This is a genomic window from Planctobacterium marinum, assembly GCF_036322805.1.
GTDB lineage: Bacteria > Pseudomonadota > Gammaproteobacteria > Enterobacterales > Alteromonadaceae > Planctobacterium > Planctobacterium marinum_A.
In genome coordinates this window covers 3,094,973-3,112,511 of sequence record NZ_AP027272.1, presented here as the reverse complement: position 1 = coordinate 3,112,511, position 17,539 = coordinate 3,094,973, and the positions used below count along the sequence as shown (strand labels likewise).

At 46.0% G+C, this 17,539-nt stretch carries 19 protein-coding genes; 16 read left to right on the top strand and 3 right to left on the bottom strand.

From position 1 onward, the window contains the following. The first annotated feature begins 1 nt into the window (after position 1). Positions 2–904 (top strand): MaoC family dehydratase, encoded by a 903-nt coding sequence (locus AABA75_RS13865; protein WP_338293203.1) that lies wholly within the window; start codon positions 2–4, stop codon positions 902–904. Here the strand turns inward: AABA75_RS13865 and nadB are convergent. Then, positions 899–2,509, bottom strand: a complete 1,611-nt coding sequence (gene nadB / locus AABA75_RS13860) for an L-aspartate oxidase (RefSeq protein ID WP_338293202.1) — start codon at positions 2,507–2,509, stop codon at positions 899–901. The genes AABA75_RS13865 and nadB overlap by 6 nt on opposite strands. A gap of 380 nt (positions 2,510–2,889) precedes the next feature. On the opposite strand from nadB, the gene rpoE reads away from it, so the two are divergent. From rpoE to AABA75_RS13810, 10 genes are all read left to right on the top strand, one after another. Further along, positions 2,890–3,471, top strand: coding sequence for an RNA polymerase sigma factor RpoE (rpoE, locus tag AABA75_RS13855; RefSeq protein WP_338293201.1), 582 nt, complete (start codon positions 2,890–2,892; stop codon positions 3,469–3,471). 75 nt (positions 3,472–3,546) lie between these two features. Beyond that, positions 3,547–4,149 carry a sigma-E factor negative regulatory protein gene (locus AABA75_RS13850; RefSeq protein ID WP_338293200.1) on the top strand — a complete coding sequence of 201 codons (603 nt, stop codon included), beginning with the start codon at positions 3,547–3,549 and terminating at the stop codon, positions 4,147–4,149. 87 nt (positions 4,150–4,236) lie between these two features. Continuing rightward, a complete protein-coding gene (locus AABA75_RS13845; protein WP_338293199.1) occupies positions 4,237–5,214 on the top strand; it encodes a MucB/RseB C-terminal domain-containing protein in 978 nt (325 codons plus the stop codon). 18 nt (positions 5,215–5,232) lie between these two features. Continuing rightward, complete coding sequence (locus AABA75_RS13840) at positions 5,233–5,703, top strand: SoxR reducing system RseC family protein (protein WP_338293198.1); 471 nt, start codon at positions 5,233–5,235, stop codon at positions 5,701–5,703. Positions 5,704–5,912: 209 nt separating this feature from the next. After that, on the top strand, positions 5,913–7,709 hold the full coding sequence (gene lepA, locus AABA75_RS13835) for a translation elongation factor 4 (RefSeq protein WP_338293197.1): 1,797 nt from the start codon (positions 5,913–5,915) through the stop codon (positions 7,707–7,709). Next, a complete protein-coding gene (gene lepB / locus AABA75_RS13830; protein WP_338293196.1) occupies positions 7,710–8,624 on the top strand; it encodes a signal peptidase I in 915 nt (304 codons plus the stop codon). It begins immediately after the preceding gene. Next, positions 8,625–9,305 carry a ribonuclease III gene (gene rnc, locus AABA75_RS13825; RefSeq protein WP_338293195.1) on the top strand — a complete coding sequence of 227 codons (681 nt, stop codon included), beginning with the start codon at positions 8,625–8,627 and terminating at the stop codon, positions 9,303–9,305. It begins immediately after the preceding gene. Positions 9,306–9,318: 13 nt separating this feature from the next. Continuing rightward, positions 9,319–10,194 carry a GTPase Era gene (gene era, locus AABA75_RS13820; RefSeq protein WP_338294859.1) on the top strand — a complete coding sequence of 292 codons (876 nt, stop codon included), beginning with the start codon at positions 9,319–9,321 and terminating at the stop codon, positions 10,192–10,194. Between the two features lie 19 nt (positions 10,195–10,213). Beyond that, entirely contained in the window at positions 10,214–10,849 is a 636-nt protein-coding gene (gene pdxH / locus AABA75_RS13815; protein ID WP_338293194.1) for a pyridoxamine 5'-phosphate oxidase, read from the top strand. 11 nt (positions 10,850–10,860) lie between these two features. Continuing rightward, the gene (locus tag AABA75_RS13810) at positions 10,861–11,631 is read left to right on the top strand and encodes a TatD family hydrolase (protein WP_338293193.1); all 771 of its coding nucleotides are present in this window, start codon (positions 10,861–10,863) and stop codon (positions 11,629–11,631) included. On the opposite strand, the gene AABA75_RS13805 is transcribed toward AABA75_RS13810, so the two are convergent. After that, the gene (locus tag AABA75_RS13805; protein ID WP_338293192.1) at positions 11,628–12,206 is read right to left on the bottom strand and encodes a hypothetical protein; all 579 of its coding nucleotides are present in this window, start codon (positions 12,204–12,206) and stop codon (positions 11,628–11,630) included. The two genes, AABA75_RS13810 and AABA75_RS13805, sit on opposite strands and share 4 nt — an antisense overlap. 108 nt (positions 12,207–12,314) lie before the next feature. Between AABA75_RS13805 and serB the strand changes: the two genes are divergently transcribed. Next, on the top strand, positions 12,315–13,370 hold the full coding sequence (gene serB / locus AABA75_RS13800; protein WP_338293191.1) for a phosphoserine phosphatase SerB: 1,056 nt from the start codon (positions 12,315–12,317) through the stop codon (positions 13,368–13,370). Positions 13,371–13,565: 195 nt separating this feature from the next. Then, positions 13,566–14,291: a hypothetical protein gene (locus AABA75_RS13795; protein WP_338293190.1), complete on the top strand. Its 726-nt coding sequence runs from the start codon at positions 13,566–13,568 to the stop codon at positions 14,289–14,291. A 76-nt stretch (positions 14,292–14,367) separates the two neighbouring features. Here the strand turns inward: AABA75_RS13795 and AABA75_RS13790 are convergent, their stop codons facing one another. After that, positions 14,368–14,964: a Yip1 family protein gene (locus tag AABA75_RS13790; RefSeq protein ID WP_338293189.1), complete on the bottom strand. Its 597-nt coding sequence runs from the start codon at positions 14,962–14,964 to the stop codon at positions 14,368–14,370. A gap of 219 nt (positions 14,965–15,183) precedes the next feature. Here AABA75_RS13790 and miaE point away from each other — a divergent pair, with 219 nt between their 5' ends. Genes miaE through AABA75_RS13775 form a run of 3 tightly spaced genes read left to right on the top strand, consistent with a single transcriptional unit; the run spans position 15,184 to position 17,539 of the window. After that, complete coding sequence (gene miaE, locus AABA75_RS13785; RefSeq protein ID WP_338293188.1) at positions 15,184–15,972, top strand: tRNA isopentenyl-2-thiomethyl-A-37 hydroxylase MiaE; 789 nt, start codon at positions 15,184–15,186, stop codon at positions 15,970–15,972. A gap of 24 nt (positions 15,973–15,996) precedes the next feature. Next, the gene (locus tag AABA75_RS13780) at positions 15,997–16,587 is read left to right on the top strand and encodes a DUF938 domain-containing protein (protein WP_338293187.1); all 591 of its coding nucleotides are present in this window, start codon (positions 15,997–15,999) and stop codon (positions 16,585–16,587) included. A 25-nt stretch (positions 16,588–16,612) separates the two neighbouring features. After that, positions 16,613–17,539: a DUF808 domain-containing protein gene (locus AABA75_RS13775; protein WP_338293186.1), complete on the top strand. Its 927-nt coding sequence runs from the start codon at positions 16,613–16,615 to the stop codon at positions 17,537–17,539.

Genomic DNA, 17,539 nt, shown 5'->3' with positions numbered 1-17,539 from the left:
GATGTATCAACGAGCTCGAAAGGAAGGGGCAGTAAAACGCATTCAGTTGCTAAAGAGCCTGTTTAAAGGCAATCCGGCGCAATCCATCGCTGAGTTGCCCAAGTTGCACTTCGGGGCATTCAATATAATACCTGATGTCCAACAAGTGGCTGCGTTTAATCAAGTAGTAGCTTGGCAAAATGCAGATTTTTTACCTCCCACCTGGCTGCAGGTGAGTGCTTTCTCTGGGTATCTCAATCTGTTATCCGATCCGGCTTTCCCATTTTCTCCCCTTGGGCTGGTACACGTGGCGAATCAAATAACGGTTTTTAAACCGTTGCCTGTCACTGAGCAATATCAGTTGAATTGTACTTTGGGTAACTATCAAGCCCACAATAAAGGCGTATTATTTGAGATTCAGCTAGAAGTAAAAATAGCCGGGGAGAGGGTTTATCAAGGTAAAGCGACAAACCTGGCCATTACTAAGCATTCAAACAAAACTCCTGAGACAGAATCCACCACATCGGGACAATTAACATCGCTTGGGTTATTAACACCATCCGGGCAATCAACGTCATTGAATAGCAGCGAGTTAGCAAACTGGAATTTGGCCAGCGATGTTGGCAGGCGTTATGCTCGAGTGTCAGGGGATTACAATCCTATTCACCTTTATCCTTTGATGGCGAAACTATTTGGTTTTCGTCGTCATATTGCCCACGGGATGTACCTCAAAGCGAGCGCCTTGAGTAAATTACTCGAAGACAGAGAAGCTTCGCCATGCTCTGCCCAAATCACCTTTAGAAAACCAGTGTTTTTGCCGGCAAGGTTGTCGTTGTTGGCAGCTGAGTTAGCAGTAGGCCGCCACGATTTTGAACTGACACACAACGGACAACTTCACGCTTTTGGGTGTGTTAGCAGATTATAAATACTCGGGTAATTGTCCCGGAATAAGAATTGTCGGTTTGGGAGAGTCCAATTGCTCCGGCCAATCCAGATTGTAATGTAAACCGCGACTTTCTTTTCTGGCCAAGGCACAGTGCACCATAAGCTCAGCCACTGTCACCAGGTTTCTCAGTTCAAGTTGATTGTTGCTCACCCGGAAGTTTGCGTAATACTCCTGAATTTCCTGTTGTAACAACTGAATTCGACGCAGCGCCCGTTCAAGTCTTTTGTCGGTACGCACAATCCCCATGTAGTCCCACATAAACAGACGTAGTTCGTGCCAGTTGTGTTGGATCACCACTTCTTCATCAGAATCACACACCTGGCTCTCATCCCAGGCCGTTACCGTCTCATCTTCAAAGTCAGTATCATTGGCCTGCATAATGGATTTTGCCGCTGCCCAGGCAAACACTACACATTCCAATAGTGAGTTACTGGCCATACGGTTGGCTCCGTGCAGTCCGGTATAGGCTACTTCTCCAATGGCATAAACATTGTCCAGATCGGTTTTCGCATTTAAATCAGTGACCACGCCACCACAACTGTAGTGAGCTGCGGGCACAACCGGTATAGGTTGTTGAGTAATATCAATACCCAATGAGCGACATTTGCGATAAATAGTGGGGAAGTGCTTGATGATAAATTCAGCGGGCTTATGGCTGATATCCAGATACATACAATCTGCACCCAGGCGTTTCATTTCAAAGTCGATTGCCCGAGCGACAATATCTCGCGGGGCTAATTCCAGGCGTTCATCAAATTTATGCATAAAGCGCGTGCCATCGGCATGACACAACCAGGCACCTTCGCCACGTAAGGCTTCGGTGATCAAAAAGTTTTTAGCATCCGGATGATATAAGCAGGTAGGGTGGAACTGGTTGAACTCCATGTTCGCCACTCGACAACCGGCACGCCATGCCATGGCAATACCATCACCGCTGGCGATGTCAGGATTAGAGGTGTACTGATAAACTTTACTGGCGCCACCCGTGGCTAATACTACAAAGCGACTTTTCACCACCTCCACGGTTTCAGCGTTGCGGTTCCAGACGTAAGCACCTACAACCCGCTGGCTGTTGTTTTTGCTCTTTATGAGATCAACTACGTTGAAGCGTTCCATCACCTGAATGTTAGGATGCTCTTTGACCTGTTGACCTAAGGTTTTTTGAATGGCTTTTCCGGTAGCGTCTGCCGCGTGCAGAATACGTCGATGGGAATGGCCGCCTTCCCGAGTCAGGTGAAAACGGGTATTGCCCTGAGGATCTTCCTCTTGATCAAAAGGGACGCCGGTACTGATGAGCCATTCCATACACTCTCTGGCGTGCTCTGCTGTGTAGCGCACGGTGGTCTCATCGCACAAACCACCACCTGCCACCATGGTATCCTGGATATGAGACTCAATACTGTCATTCTCATCAAATACCGCAGCAACGCCGCCTTGAGCGTATTTGGTGGAGCCTTCGGAAAGTTTACTTTTGCTGACAACCATCACTTGGAGTTCAGAACTCAGTTTCAGTGCAAGGCTCAAACCGGCAGCGCCGCTGCCTACCACTAAAACATCACAAGTATATTGATTTGCTGATTGCATTTATCCAGAGTGCTCTATTTTCAAAAATCACGGGATAGTAACACTTATAGGAAATATCCCCAAACTACCTCAATTTGTCTTGCCTAACTCCTTTTAAGCTACCGTTGGAATCGAGTATCTTGAGGTAGTTTGGGTATATGAAACAAAAGTTAGCATATTTAGCGGTGAGCTAAAGTTGTTCTGTTACTCGGGGACAAAACTTGTAAAATGGTCTCAACGCCCAAATTGAGGGGCCTGCAGCGAAAAAATACGGCAGTTTTTCAAGTTTTTTCAAATTTTTTAAAAATGTTTCGAACTTTTTATTTTCATCGTAGTCTACTTTAGTGCTTGTTGGAGCCAACAGCGAGTGACGGAAAGAGTAGTTAGGAGACAGGGCTCTAATGAGTGAGCAGTTGACAGATCAACAATTGGTTGAAAGAGTCCAACGCGGAGACAAAAACGCTTTTAATTTGTTGGTACAGAAATATCAACACAAAGTGGTTAATTTAGTTTCCCGGTATGTGAAGAATTCTGGTGATGTCGCGGATGTAGCTCAAGAAGCCTTCATCAAAGCGTACAGAGCCTTACCAGGTTTTAGAGGCGAAAGTGCTTTTTACACTTGGTTGTATCGCATCGCAGTGAATAGCGCCAAGAACTATTTAGTGGCGCAAGGTCGTAAACCACCTGCAAATGATGTTGACGCAGAGGAAGCAGACTTTTACGATGGCAGTGATGCTTTAAGAGAGAATTCCACGCCTGAGCGGGAAATGCTCTCAGATGAAATAAAACGGATTTTGTTTAGTACGGTAGAACAATTGCCAGAAGATTTAAAAATGGCAATTACCTTGAGAGAAATTGAAGGCATGAGCTACGAAGAAATCGCCAGTGTCATGCAGTGTCCGGTTGGGACAGTGCGGTCGCGGATATTCAGAGCTCGTGAAGCAATAGATAAGGAAATCCAGCCATTACTTGACGCCCATTAATGGCTCAGTGGCAGGATAATGCAGCTGGTGGAAACAGCGCAAGATATCGGAAGAATATAAAAGCGAAGAGGCAATATGACGCAGTCCAAAATTGAAAATTTATCTGCACTCGTGGATGGCGAGCAAACCGACAGCAAATTGCTGGATGAGTTAGCAAGCGACGCCGATTTGGCAGCCCGATGGCAGAGCTACCATCTGATTAAAGATGGTCTTCGGAATGAATTGCCAGATTCGTTGAATCTGAACATTGCCGATGCGGTTGCAGAAGCGATTGAAAAAGAGCCCGCGATTGTTGCGCCAAAAGCCGAGCGCAAGACCAAAAACATCCCTCTGTGGGGCAATGTAGTGCCACTATTCAGACAAGGTGGTCAATTCGCTATCGCCGCTTCAGTCGCTGTTGCCGTAATTTTGGGTTATCAACAGTTTAACCAAACCACACAAGATTCTGACCTGAATATCGCCCCGGTTAAAGCCATTACTGGTATTCAAAGTGGTATGTCGCCTGTAAGCTTGTCGCAAGACAGAGCGGTTCCGAAGGCGGATGTTGCAGAGCAGCGTCGCAAATTAAACGCGCTTTTTGCTGACCATCAACAGAGAATGATGCTTAAAACCTCAGATGATAAAGCTGCTGTAGAGAAAGAGACAGAAGCAACTCCTGAAGGTGAAGAGCAAAAATAACCTTGCTGTTAATATTGCCAAGCTTGTTGCAAGAATTGTTATAATAATAGGCCGAGTATATCGGCCTTTTTCGTTTTTGGAGTATCGATGTTTTTACGAGTGCTGGTGTTGTGTGCACTGTTATTTTCTCTACCCGGTTTTGCCTTACAAGGAAAGGTGATTGACGGGGTAAGCTATTCCGCCAATAGCGCTGAGGTTTGGTTACAAAAGTTTCGAGATGCCTTACACGAATTAAATTTCACCATCTCCTTTGTGGTGACTCGGGGCAATGCTGAAACCCGTCCCTACACCTGGCGCCATGGACTAGTAGATGGCATTTCGATGGAGCATCTTAGTCAGCTCAATGGACCCGGCAGTGAGATTTTCCGCATTGGCGATAAAGTGAGTTTCTTTGAACCTAATAGCGTGCCTTTTAGTTTGCAATCCAGCCACATTAATGGCCCGGTTCCCTTGACCTTTTTTGAGTCACCCATAGAACTCGCCGAGGCTTATAGTTTCGTTGTGGTGGGACGCACCCGAATATCAGGCAGGGCGGCACAGCAAATACGTATCGTTAGTGAAGATGGCAGTCGCTATAACACCACCTTGTGGCTAGATCAGGAAACCGGATTGTTGTTGAAAATGGATGTTAACAATGCTCAAGGTGATTTGTTGGAACAGCTGCAAGTAACCTCTCTGGAAGTCACTGAAGAGCCTGACGAGTACTTCGATAAAATTGAACAATCTCGCCTGCCAGAAATTTCATCTTTACCAGATAACAACCAATTGCAGTTTTCCTGGCAGCTAAACTTTATCCCTACAGGCATGGAAATCACTCAAAAGGATCGCCGTCGGCTTAGTGCTTCCCGCGATGTTGTAGAGTATGTAATGCTCAGTGATGGTTTGGTGGATGTCTCGGTCTACATCAGTAAAGACGAAGGCGCGGTGCAAGATGGTGGCTGGTTGCGACATGGTTCTGATACCTTATTGTCTCTCACCAACGGCAACATAATGGTGACGGTTATAGGAAAAATTCCGCCTGAAACGGCGAATCGCATTGCCGCCTCTGTCGGTCCTGCCCGTTAATGTAAAGCGAGATAAAAGGTGCAGGAAGAAATCGCCACAGTGATAGATTGCAAAGACGGTATTGTCGAGGTGTCTACCAAAATCAAAAATACCTGTGATGGTTGTGAGCAAAGCAGTCATTGCGGTACCGGTTTATTGGCTCGTTACCTGGCTCCTAAACCGGAAAATTTGCGTTTAAAATCTAACCTGGCACTGCGTGTTGGGCAAAAAATAAAAATAGGCCTGCCAGATGCACTATTGCTAAAACTCGCTTTTGCAATCTACTTTGTGCCAATTCTCATCCTGGTGCTGGTGGCCTCGGTACTTAGCTCGTTCATACCGGGTATTTCCGAGCTTGTGCTGGTGGCTAGCAGTGTAGGTGCTGCGACATTGTGGTTTCCACTGCTGCGCTTTTTAATTCAGCAGCATCACTTTGAACTGACTGAACCTGAGATTTTGCAAGTCTTTGAGCAAGATGAAACGCCGGTTAAGTTCGTTTCTACGCCCTAAGCATCTTTTCTCACCGTTAAAATAGCAATTTGTTCAAAATTGACACGATTATTTACGCAAACTACGCGGTTAAATTCGCTTTCCTTGACGGAAATTAGTAAAATCGCCGCCTGAAAAAATCCATATTGACTTTTTTCGGGTAGAGAGTCGCCAAACAAGTGTAAAACTCCCCGAAATCCGACGTTTATTTGTAGGTAGTATTTTATTCAATGCAGTTAAAGCATATTCGTAACTTTTCCATCATTGCCCACATCGATCACGGCAAATCCACATTATCTGACCGCTTAATTCAACACTGCGGTGGCCTGACTGAGCGTGAAATGGCCGAACAGGTTTTGGATTCCATGGATCTCGAAAGAGAGCGTGGTATCACCATTAAAGCACAAAGTGTAACGCTGAATTACACCGCCAAAGACGGGGAAACCTATCAGCTTAACTTCATCGACACGCCTGGACACGTGGATTTCACCTATGAAGTATCTCGGTCGTTGGCTGCTTGTGAGGGTGCTTTGTTGGTAGTGGATGCCGGGCAGGGCGTAGAAGCCCAAACGCTGGCTAACTGCTATACCGCTATTGAAATGGATATGGAAGTAGTACCTGTTCTGAATAAAATCGACTTGCCTCAAGCTGACCCAGAAAAAGTCGCACAAGAAATTGAAGACATAGTGGGTATTGAAGCCATGGATGCGGTGCGCTGTTCCGCTAAAACTGGCATCGGTATTGACGATGTATTGGAAGTCATTGTTAATCAAATTCCGCCGCCTGAGGGAGATACCGATGGCCCGCTGAAAGCCCTTATTGTGGATTCCTGGTTCGACAACTACCAAGGTGTGGTATCGCTGGTGAGAGTGGTGAGCGGTGAACTGAAAAAAGGTGACAAGGTTCAAATCATGTCCAACGGTCAGACTCACCAGTTAGACCGGGTGGGGATATTTACGCCAAAGGCCACTGATACCGGCGTGTTAAGAACGGGCGAAGTAGGTTTTGTGGTAGCGGGGATTAAAGAGATCCACGGTGCGCCAGTGGGGGACACCATCACCCTGGCGAAAAACCCGTCAGATGTTGCGTTGCCCGGTTTTAAGAAGGTTAAACCTCAGGTTTATGCCGGTGTGTTCCCCATCAGTTCCGACGATTATGAAGATTTCCGCGACGCGCTGGCGAAACTTAGCCTTAATGATGCATCTTTGTATTATGAACCAGAGAGTTCAACGGCTCTGGGCTTTGGTTTCCGTATCGGTTTCCTCGGCATGCTACACATGGAGATCATTCAGGAGCGTCTTGAGCGCGAATACGATCTGGATCTTATCACGACGGCACCTACGGTAATCTACGAAGTCGAAACCACTAAAGGTGAAATCGTCAAGGTTGATAACCCTTCTAAACTGCCAGTGGTAAACGATATACAAAGCATTCGCGAGCCAATCGTGGAAGCCAATATCTTGGTACCACAAGAATATCTGGGTAATGTCATTACCTTGTGTGTGGAAAAGCGCGGCATGCAAACTAACATGGTCTATCATGGTAATCAGGTTGCTGTAACCTACGATCTGCCCATGGCTGAAGTGGTATTGGACTTTTTCGACCGATTGAAATCCACCAGTCGCGGTTTCGCTTCATTGGACTACAATTTTAAGCGTTTCCAGGAAGCGGACATGGTACGACTGGATATTCTGGTCAATGCTGAGCGCGTTGATGCTTTGGCCATTATCACCCATAAAGACAATGCCCAGTATCGCGGTCGAGATCTGGTAGACAAACTCAAAGAGCTGATCCCAAGACAGATGTTTGATATTGCCATCCAGGCAGCCATTGGCAACCACATTGTGGCGCGCAGCACGGTTAAGCAGCTGCGTAAGAACGTAACTGCAAAGTGTTACGGTGGTGATGTGAGCCGTAAGAAGAAACTTCTACAAAAACAAAAAGAAGGGAAAAAGCGCATGAAACAGGTAGGTAATGTGGAATTGCCACAAGATGCGTTTTTAGCCGTACTCAAGGTGGACAGTTAAATGGCCAATTATTTTTCGATTTTTTTGGTGGTGCTAACCGTGGCCAGTGGCCTTATTTGGTTAGCCGATGCGCTATTGTGGGCACCCAAGCGCAAGGAAAAACTGGCGATTGCCAGAGCCAATACCAGCAATGCCATTGATGATGAAACATTGAAACAAATTGCGCCTATTCCCTCCATTGTGGATACCGCACAGCAGATTTTCCCGGTAATTGCCTTTGTACTGGTGCTGCGCTCATTCTTATATGAACCATTCCAGATCCCATCAGGTTCAATGATGCCAACGCTGTTAGTGGGGGATTTTATCTTGGTGGAAAAATTTACTTACGGGCTGAAAGATCCGGTAGCACGCAAGCAGTTTTATGATGTGGGCAAACCTGAGCGTGGTGATGTTGTGGTGTTCAAGTATCCGGAAGATCCCATGATTGATTACATCAAACGGGTGGTGGGTTTACCCGGAGACCGGGTGGTATACCGCAATAAGCGGGTTTACATACAGGAAGCATGCCCCGAGGGCGATGTGTGTCCATTAAAGCCAATCGATCTCAAGTTTGAAAACAACAACGAATTTGCTTTTCACTTCAGCCGTCTGAATAAATTTACTGAATCTTTTGGTGAGCACTCCCACCAGATACTGCAAAATCCTGACAGACCCGCGATGGAAATGGCTTATTACGACCAACCCGGAACCGCCATTAACGAGTGGCTGGTGCCAGAAGGTCAGTATTTTGTTTTAGGAGATAACCGAGACAACAGTCGCGATAGTCGTTTCTGGGGCTTTGTACCAGAGGAAAATCTGGTAGGTAAAGCGGTTGCTATCTGGATAAGCTTTGAGTTTGAGCGTGAAGAAGACAGCTGGTTGCCAGGCTTTGTGCCCACCGGGGTTCGTTTTTCACGGGTTGGTGGTATTCAGTAAATGGATGACATCCGTTTTAATCAACTCACTAAGCGCCTTGGTTATCAGTTCCAGGACAGAGCGCTTTTAATACAGGCGCTAACTCATCGCAGCGCTGGTAATATGCATAACGAACGCCTTGAATATCTGGGTGATTCAATTCTGGGATTTATTGTTGCCAAGTATCTCTACAACCGTTTTCCGGAGCAGCCAGAAGGCAAACTTACCCGTATGCGATCCTCGTTGGTTAAAGGGGAAACCCTTGCCGATGTCGCCCGGCAGATGGACTTGGGCGAGGTGATCCTGCTTGGGCCCGGAGAACTGAAAAGCGGTGGTTTTGCGCGAGATTCAATTTTATCCGATGCCGTTGAGGCCCTGATTGGTGCGATTTACCTGGAAGCCGGTATGACCCAATCAGAAAAAGTGGTGCTTGCCTGGCTGGAAAGCAAATTGGTGAAACTGGATCCTAACTATCATCCCAAGGACAACAAAACTCGTTTGCAGGAATATTTGCAGGCGAAGCATTTACCTCTACCTGAATACGAAGTAACGCAAATAAAAGGTAAGTCTCATAACCAGCGCTTTTTCGTCAGTTGTAAAGTGCAAGAGCTAAACTATCTGGTGGAAGGTGAAGGGGCCAGTCGACGCAAAGCGGAACAAGATGCCGCCAAAAAAGTGATCAGGAAACTAGAAATTGAATAATGCTTATTGCGGCATGGTGGCTATTGTTGGCCGCCCTAATGTCGGTAAATCTACACTGCTGAATAAAATCTTAGGTCAGAAGATCAGTATCACCTCGCGCAAGCCACAAACCACCCGACACCGAATTATGGGGATTGATACAGAGGATAATAAGCAGGCTATCTATGTAGATACACCGGGACTTCACAAGGATGAAAAACGCGCCATAAATCGCATGATGAACCGCGCAGCCAGCAGCTCTTTGGGCGATGTGGGCTTGGTGCTGTTCGTAGTGGAAGGAACTCGCTGGACTGAAGAAGACGAGCTGGTGCTGGATAAAATCAAACACGCCTTCGTACCTTGTTGGTTAGTGATCAATAAAACTGACAAAATCAAAGACAAAGACGAGCTATTACCCCACTTCAAAGTGCTGGTGGAAAAGTACAAGTTTGAAAAAATTATTCCGGTTTCGGCCAAACAAGGTACGGCAGTCGAAGAGTTGCGCCGCGAAATTTTCCAGACCTTACCTGAATCAGAGCACTATTTCCCTGAAGATTACATCACCGACCGCTCTCAGCGCTTCATGGCGGCTGAGATTATTCGCGAAAAACTTATGCGTTTTACTGGAGATGAACTTCCTTACTCGGTTACCGTAGAAATAGAACAGTTTAAGATGGCTGAAAACGGCGTTTTTCAAATAAACGGATTAATCCTGGTAGAGCGCGATTCTCAAAAGCCCATGATCATTGGCAAGGGTGGCGCCCAGCTGAAACGCATTGGTGTCGAAGCTCGTCAGGATATGGAAAATCTGTTTGATACCAAAGTCTTTCTGGAGTTGTGGGTCAAGGTGAAATCCAATTGGTCAGATGATGACAGGGCGCTACGCAGCCTCGGCTATGATGATTTGTAAACAATAAACAGGTGAGCTTATGTCTTTGGCGGATATTCGAAGAGATTATTGTAACCATCAATCGGATTTAAGCGAATTGGGCGATGACCCTTTTCAGATATTTGATGATTGGTTACAAAGCGCCATTGATGCGGGCATTCCAGATCCCACCGCTATGACGGTGGCAACAGTAGACAACTCCGGTCAGCCTTCGCAGCGCATTGTATTGCTCAAAGACGTAAGTCAGGGTGGGTTTGTGTTTTACACCAACTTGGAAAGTCGCAAAGCCATCGAGTTGGAACACAACAACAAAATAAGTCTGCACTTTCCCTGGCACTATATGGAACGTCAGGTGAAAATTTGTGGTACGGCGGAGCGGGTGTCCGTTGCTGACGCCACTAAATACTTCCTCAGTCGTCCTAAAGGCAGTCAATTAGCCGCTTGGGCTTCTGCTCAGAGTCGTCCTGTGTCTTCACGACAAATGTTACTGCAAAAGTTAGAGGAAACCCGCCAACGCTTCTCCCAAGGTAATTTAACCTTGCCAAAATTCTGGGGTGGATTTCGCGTCATTCCGCATGAAATTGAGTTCTGGCAAGGTGGCCCGGACCGACTCCATAACCGTATCAGTTTCTCTCAAGCACAAGGACAGTGGACTAAACAGCGCCTGATGCCTTAGGCGAATGCCTTGTGATTGACAGCCATTGCCATCTGGATTTTCCCGAATTTGACCACGACAGAGATGCAGTGTGGCAAGTTGCCAGGCAAAAAGGTTTATCAGGGCTGCTTATTCCCGGCACCGAAGTCCGTTACTTTTCACGTGTGCAAGCTGTAGCGCAACAGTATGATGATATTTATTATGGTTTGGGCCTGCACCCTTGGTTTTTAACTTCAGATCACCAGCATCAGCTGACATTATTACAAGACGCTTTACGAGCGAGTAGCGATGACAAAAAATGTGTGGCCTTGGGTGAGATTGGGTTGGACTTTGCTATCGCCGTAGAGCCCGAAGTTCAGATGAGCGTCTTCGAACAACAGCTGGAGTTAGCACAGCAATTCTCTTTGCCGGTAATCGTGCACCACCGAAAGTCCCATAACGATATCATTCGGATTTTAAAAGCTTATCCTGACTTAAAGGGGGTTGTTCACGCCTTTTCTGGTAGTGCTCATGTGGCTCAGTCATACGTAAAGATGGGCTTCAAATTAGGGATAGGAGGCACCATTACCTATGAGCGCTCTGAGAAAACCCGAAAAGCCATTAAAGCGGTTGGTGTGCAGCATTTATTACTAGAAACCGATGCTCCCACCATGCCCCTTTCTGGCTATCAAGGGCAGCGCAACGAACCTGAAAAAGTGGTATTAGTTGCGCAAGTCTTGGCGAAGCTATTAGAAGTGGATGTAGACACCATCAGCTCGCAAACAACCAGCAACTTTAAAGAGCTGTTTTTAACGCCGGGTTAACGGTTTTTGTAGTGCCACAGGGCGAACCGTCGTCCTGCTAACATGCCCAAAATTAACAAAAGAACGCCGGCAATAATAAAGGGGCGATAACTGGCCTGAACCACTGGCATTAATGCTTGTATCAGGTGTTGGCGGTTGAGGGTAATGCGCAAGTAACCTTGTAATTGTTCATTGGCCCAAAGTTCCTCAACATAGATTTGCGGGGATGAATCCCGGTGATTGTAGAGCAGGTGTTGGCTAGTGAGCCAGGTATCGTTGTTAATTGCCAGACCATCGGGTGAAAATAGTACAACCTCAATCACTCCCGGTTGCTGCGAGATATTGCTAATGATGGGCTCAAGTCTGGCCGTCCCTTGTTTGGCTAGTGCGTCACCGAGAATGGTGCTGTATTGTGCTGTAAATTGCTGGCCACGGTTATCTACCCAAGTATGCCATTTGCTGATTTGGTAATGCTGCTCAACCACATACAGATAAACACCCACAATCAGCAAGGATGCCACAAGCAACAGATTAAAAACCCGCTTCCAGCCCCGTTTCTTGCGTTGTTGTTCCGTCAGTATTTCAACCAGCGCCATAATTTGTTAATCGCTTTATGAGATATTCCCGATAATTCTGAATTTCAGAGTATCATAAACCGCATAAAAGAGTAGAATTTAGCAAAAACTTATCCGGGACCGAAAACATTGTATCTGGCCAATTTGACCGCGCAGCAATTTCTTGATTTTAGCTTGTTAGAAACCCTGGCAAACGCCAACAGCACAATCTACAAACTCTCGCCCTTTGAACTGCTGTTTGAATCGCAAAAAACCATTGATTCCACAGTGTTTCCGTTATCAGAGACGGACAATAAAGCGCAAACGAGCGAGACACTGAGCAAGTTGGTGGTGTTGGGGGAAGGTCTGAATCTGGAAAAACTACAGCAAATCAATACTGAGTTTGCGGAATTAACTATTCAATCCTGGCAAGTGTCCCCAAAAGTCAGTGGTGAAGGAGTCGTAGCCAAAGCGCATTTGAGCAAGACATTTGATAATAGCTTGAATTCAAAAATTGCCCAGCTTGCTAACCGTTTGCATGTCGAACTTGCCCTTGTGCAACAACCACCAAAGCTACAAGAGGGTGGTTTGATGGTGATGGACATGGACAGCACACTAATTGCTGTAGAGTGCATCGACGAAATAGCGAAGCTGGCGGGACTCGGAGATAAAGTAGCGGAAATTACCGAGCTGGCCATGCAAGGTAAACTGGATTTTAGAGAGAGCTTGTACAATCGCGTAGCTTGTTTGCAGGGAGTTGATGTAACGCTATTGCAAGGCATCCGTGATCGTTTACCGCTTATGCCTGGTTTATCTAAATTAGTGCATGTGATGCAGCAACATCAGTGGAAGATTGCTATCGCATCCGGTGGCTTTACCTTTTTCGCCGACTATCTTAAAGAGCGACTTAACCTGTGTGAGGCCGTGTCTAACGTGCTGGAAGTGGCTGATGGTAAATTAACAGGCAAGGTCATTGGCGAGGTAATAGATGCCAATGCCAAAGCCGCAACCCTTAAACGCCTGGCAGAGCACTACCATGTGCCAGCATCACAAACCATTGCCGTGGGGGATGGCGCAAACGACCTGGTGATGATGGCAGAAGCTGCATTCGGTGTGGCCTATCACGCCAAACCCGTTGTGGGAGAGAAGGCATCGGTGGCAATTCGATTTGGTGGACTGGATACCTTACTGGAATTTCTCGATTAAGCTGGCTGACGTTGTCTATTCATTTTAACATTTCCCCTTACACCCGAAGTCACTGACTTCGGAGGGTTATCTGTATTTATCCCAATTTGCTGATAGCCCTTTAATCGGGTTTGATTTTCAATATCACAACTGGTATAAAAAATACCCTATTTGTATCGGTCACTGGATCTGACCCATTTTTTAAAGGACTAACAGATGCGTTTAAAATCTTCCTTTGTGATTCTATGTTTGCACCTGCTACTGGCTAATACCTGTTGGGCGACGTCACATTCCTTTGTTTCCGAAAGTGGCGAGAATGTTGAGGTACAAACCTACACTCAAAGCAATAAGCTTAGCTTTGTGATCTTCAATGATTTCGATATTGAACCCGGCAAGCTGGTGTATTCATTAGCTGATGCCATCTTGAATGCCGACTTGTTAAGAACCGGAGTCTCGGAAGAGAGCAATGATACTGAGGCAGATGCACAGGCGGAACCAGACAATTCCTTTGTTGAACATGATGATGAGGAGTTGTATGACAAGATCAAAGAGTTTGCTCGCGGTGAATTTAAATATCAGTTCCGAAGCAGCCTAATTGAGCTATTGACCAGCCCCGAATACAACTCCGAGCACACGCATTTTGGCGTTATCATCGTCATTCGAGAAGATGATACTCTTTTCGATATATGCCAATTTCGCGAGGGGGCCTGCCAGACTCTCAATGATTACGAAATTGAAAATTCGGAAACGGGTTTTAAGGTTAAAACCCGGTTACCCGCCGATATCACTTCTACACAGTGGCAACACAAATTTGATATCTATTCAGCGGTAATGCTGGCGTTGTCCAAAACCTATACAGGTGAGAAGTATAGCTGCACAAATCAATTTTCTTCGGTTGAGTACACTAATGTCGCTACAGTAACATGCGAAGAGTTGAATTAGGTTAGCAATCATTTAACGCATAAAAAATGCCAGTCACATCGACTGGCATATTTGTATCGAATCAAGGTAATTTACATCATGAGTAAATCGGATGGAACAACCATCCCCAGGCGATTACTGTGGCTATCATGGTGGCTACCAGTAGCAGGATGGCTGCCGTCACAATGGAGCTGGCATAGACAAATCCTTCTTCTACTGGAATGCGCATAATAATTGGCGTACCGACATAGAGTAGATAAATAGAGTAGGCCAGTGCGCCCATGGCAACAAAACTGAAAAACCACAACTCAGGATAAAAAGCCGCTAATCCCGACATAAACAAAGGGGTTGCGGTGTAAGACGCCAGCTCCAGTGATTGTGCCCAACTGGGATTAGAATCGTAGTGTTTGCCCATGTAGTGGATGATGTAGGTTAAACCAAAGATGCCTGCCAGTAACACGCTATAAATGATAAACGCCATGATTACGGCTTCGGACGAACTCAGGAATATGCGTTCACCGACACCAATACTCCAACCCAATTTCGCAGCAGAAAACCATGCCATGATGGCCGGAATGATGGTAATGATTGCAATATGAGAAAGGCTAAACCGATAGCTTTCGTGGCGTTTTTCGATGGTGTGCCATTCTTCTCTCGGATGCGCGTAAATGCCCCATAAATGATTTAGTACCATTTTAACCCCTTGTTATCACCAGGTTAACAAAATGTTAACAGTTGCTTTGATTTTCATCGGTTTATTGTGAATCGTCAACAGATTTATTCTGAAAAGAGAGTTTTTTGGTGTTATTTTTGACCGATGCTTTGCTCTGGTATTTGTGTAGCCCATAAGGTACAGTTGCGCCAGCCGTTGGCATCTAAGTTCAAACACAACACATTCCTCTTATTGAATACCATGTTAGAAAAATATCAGGAGCTGCTCGCTCCCATTCAATGCTTCCTGCAATGCGAGACGCCACAAGCCTGGTTGGATGAAGCCATCAAGCCGGAAAATTTAAAGACTGTTTTGTTGGACCACCTTGTGTGTGAGTTAAAAGCGGCGCAATCGGCGATGTTATTGATCCGCAAATATGCCGTTGATCCACAAAGTACCCAAGATTTACTCAACTGGCTGAAGCCCTTTGAGGATTTTACTTATCGCAAACAAGGGGATTGGCGGGTGCTTGCAGAGCACAATAAGCTGAATAAGTCCATGATCCCAAGAGGGGATAAACCTTATAGCCAGGCTTTGATAGAGAAAATGGTATTGCTCATCAAAGAAGAGCTGCATCACTTTTATCAGGTGCTGGAAATCATTGATGAGATGGGCTTTGAGTACGATTACATCAGCTCCAGTCGCTATGCTAAAGGCATGCTGTCCCACACCAAAAATCACGAGCCGGATGCTTTTATTGATAAGCTGATTTGTGGTGCCTATATCGAAGCCCGCTCTTGCGAGCGCTTTGCCAAACTCGCCCCTCATGTTTCCCAAAGACTGGGAGAGTTTTACGTATCACTGCTTCGCTCTGAGGCCCGTCATTATCAAGACTATCTGACGCTTGCAGAAGAAATTGCCGGGGGAGATATTTCTGAAAAGGTGGCTTATTTTGGCAAAATCGAGGCTGAACTTATTGCTTCACCCGATGAAGATTTTAAATTTCATAGCGGTGTGCCTGCGAGTGCGCTAACCTCTGTAGCGGTGTAACTCAAATCCAGGGAGCAGTGGAACATGCAAAAGCGATTCAGTCAGGCTTGCGAGAACAATCGTTTACCCATACTTGAGCAGTTACAGCGATTGCTAAAAGACAGCCAACAATTATTGGAGATTGGCTCTGGCACCGGACAACACGCCAGCTGTTTCGCACCACAATTGCCGAATCTCTTATGGCACACCTCAGATGTTATACAAAATCACGACAGCATTATTGCCTGGATTCAGGACACTAACGCACAAAACCTGAAGTTACCGGTTACCTTGCGTATTGGAGCAGATCCCTGGCCAGAAGGCGATTTTGATGCCATCTATACTGCTAATACTGCCCACATTATGCAAAAAGATGAGGTGCAGTTGTTAATGTCACTGGTAGCGCAACATCTGCCTTTGGGAGGCGTCTTTTGCCAATACGGCCCCTTTACGGAAAAGGGGCAGTTCAGTAGTGAAAGTAACCTGGCATTTCATCAGCACTTACTTTCGGAGGGGTATGGCGGTTATCGCGATATAGATGAATTGCGTGGCTGGGTTGCAGCATCGGGTTTACAGCTTTCAGAAGTTATCACTATGCCAGCCAACAACTTGATGTTGGTGTGGCATAAACAATAATCACTCTTTATCACAGGAACACACCATGGCTGCCAGTAGCTTATTAGCTTTGATTGATGACATTGCCACGATTCTAGACGATGTCGCGGTAATGTCGAAAGTAGCTGCCAAGAAAACCGCAGGAGTGTTAGGCGATGATTTGGCACTGAATGCTGAGCAAGTCTCGGGTGTTAAAGCAGACAGGGAACTCCCGGTGGTATGGGCGGTTGCTAAAGGGTCGTTTCTCAATAAACTCATCTTAGTGCCATCGGCACTGTTAATTAGCGCTATCTATCCACCCTTAATTGTTATTTTGTTGGTGATCGGTGGTCTTTATTTGTGTTTCGAAGGTTTCGAAAAAGTCTTTCATAAGCTGTTTCACAAACAACAAGCCGAGCAAGAAGCGCAGGACTTTCTCAATCAGGTTAAAGCCAACAAGGCCGATTTAGAAAGACTGGAAAAGCAAAAGATCAAAGGGGCTATTCGCACAGATTTTATCCTGTCGGCAGAAATCATCGTTATTGTATTGGGCAGTGTTCAAACCTCACCCATGCTCAATCAAATTCTGGTTTTGAGCGGTTTAGCTGTGGCCTTTACCGTGGGCGTGTATGGTTTAGTGGCCGGTATCGTTAAGCTCGATGACTTAGGACTATATCTGCTGGAAACGGGCAACAGTTTTAAACAACGCCTCGGTCAGTTTTTACTATCTTTTGCGCCGTTTTTAATGAAGTCACTGTCGGTGATTGGCACCCTTGCCATGTTTTTGGTGGGGGGCGGAATTTTGGTACACGATATTCCTGTTTTGCATCATTTTGAAGAAGCACTACTAAATATGGTGTCAGGTTTTGTGGGAACTGGAGCCTTATGGCAAGGGCTCATTTCACTGCTGAATTCACTGCTGGTAGGGGTGATTGCTGGTGGAATGTGTTTGTTACTTTTAAACGCATTCAGCAAACTAAGAGCAAAGTCATAA

Excerpts from the sequence above, each read along its gene's own strand:
- AABA75_RS13865 (WP_338293203.1), top strand. The coding sequence starts at position 2 with ATGTATCAACGAGCTCGAAAGGAAGGGGCAGTAAAACGCATTCAGTTG.
- nadB (WP_338293202.1), bottom strand. The coding sequence starts at position 2,509 with ATGCAATCAGCAAATCAATATACTTGTGATGTTTTAGTGGTAGGCAGC.
- rpoE (WP_338293201.1), top strand. The coding sequence starts at position 2,890 with ATGAGTGAGCAGTTGACAGATCAACAATTGGTTGAAAGAGTCCAACGC.
- AABA75_RS13850 (WP_338293200.1), top strand. The coding sequence starts at position 3,547 with ATGACGCAGTCCAAAATTGAAAATTTATCTGCACTCGTGGATGGCGAG.
- AABA75_RS13845 (WP_338293199.1), top strand. The coding sequence starts at position 4,237 with ATGTTTTTACGAGTGCTGGTGTTGTGTGCACTGTTATTTTCTCTACCC.
- lepA (WP_338293197.1), top strand. The coding sequence starts at position 5,913 with ATGCAGTTAAAGCATATTCGTAACTTTTCCATCATTGCCCACATCGAT.
- lepB (WP_338293196.1), top strand. The coding sequence starts at position 7,710 with ATGGCCAATTATTTTTCGATTTTTTTGGTGGTGCTAACCGTGGCCAGT.
- rnc (WP_338293195.1), top strand. The coding sequence starts at position 8,625 with ATGGATGACATCCGTTTTAATCAACTCACTAAGCGCCTTGGTTATCAG.
- era (WP_338294859.1), top strand. The coding sequence starts at position 9,319 with ATGGTGGCTATTGTTGGCCGCCCTAATGTCGGTAAATCTACACTGCTG.
- pdxH (WP_338293194.1), top strand. The coding sequence starts at position 10,214 with ATGTCTTTGGCGGATATTCGAAGAGATTATTGTAACCATCAATCGGAT.
- AABA75_RS13805 (WP_338293192.1), bottom strand. The coding sequence starts at position 12,206 with ATGGCGCTGGTTGAAATACTGACGGAACAACAACGCAAGAAACGGGGC.
- AABA75_RS13795 (WP_338293190.1), top strand. The coding sequence starts at position 13,566 with ATGCGTTTAAAATCTTCCTTTGTGATTCTATGTTTGCACCTGCTACTG.
- AABA75_RS13790 (WP_338293189.1), bottom strand. The coding sequence starts at position 14,964 with ATGGTACTAAATCATTTATGGGGCATTTACGCGCATCCGAGAGAAGAA.
- miaE (WP_338293188.1), top strand. The coding sequence starts at position 15,184 with ATGTTAGAAAAATATCAGGAGCTGCTCGCTCCCATTCAATGCTTCCTG.
- AABA75_RS13780 (WP_338293187.1), top strand. The coding sequence starts at position 15,997 with ATGCAAAAGCGATTCAGTCAGGCTTGCGAGAACAATCGTTTACCCATA.
- AABA75_RS13775 (WP_338293186.1), top strand. The coding sequence starts at position 16,613 with ATGGCTGCCAGTAGCTTATTAGCTTTGATTGATGACATTGCCACGATT.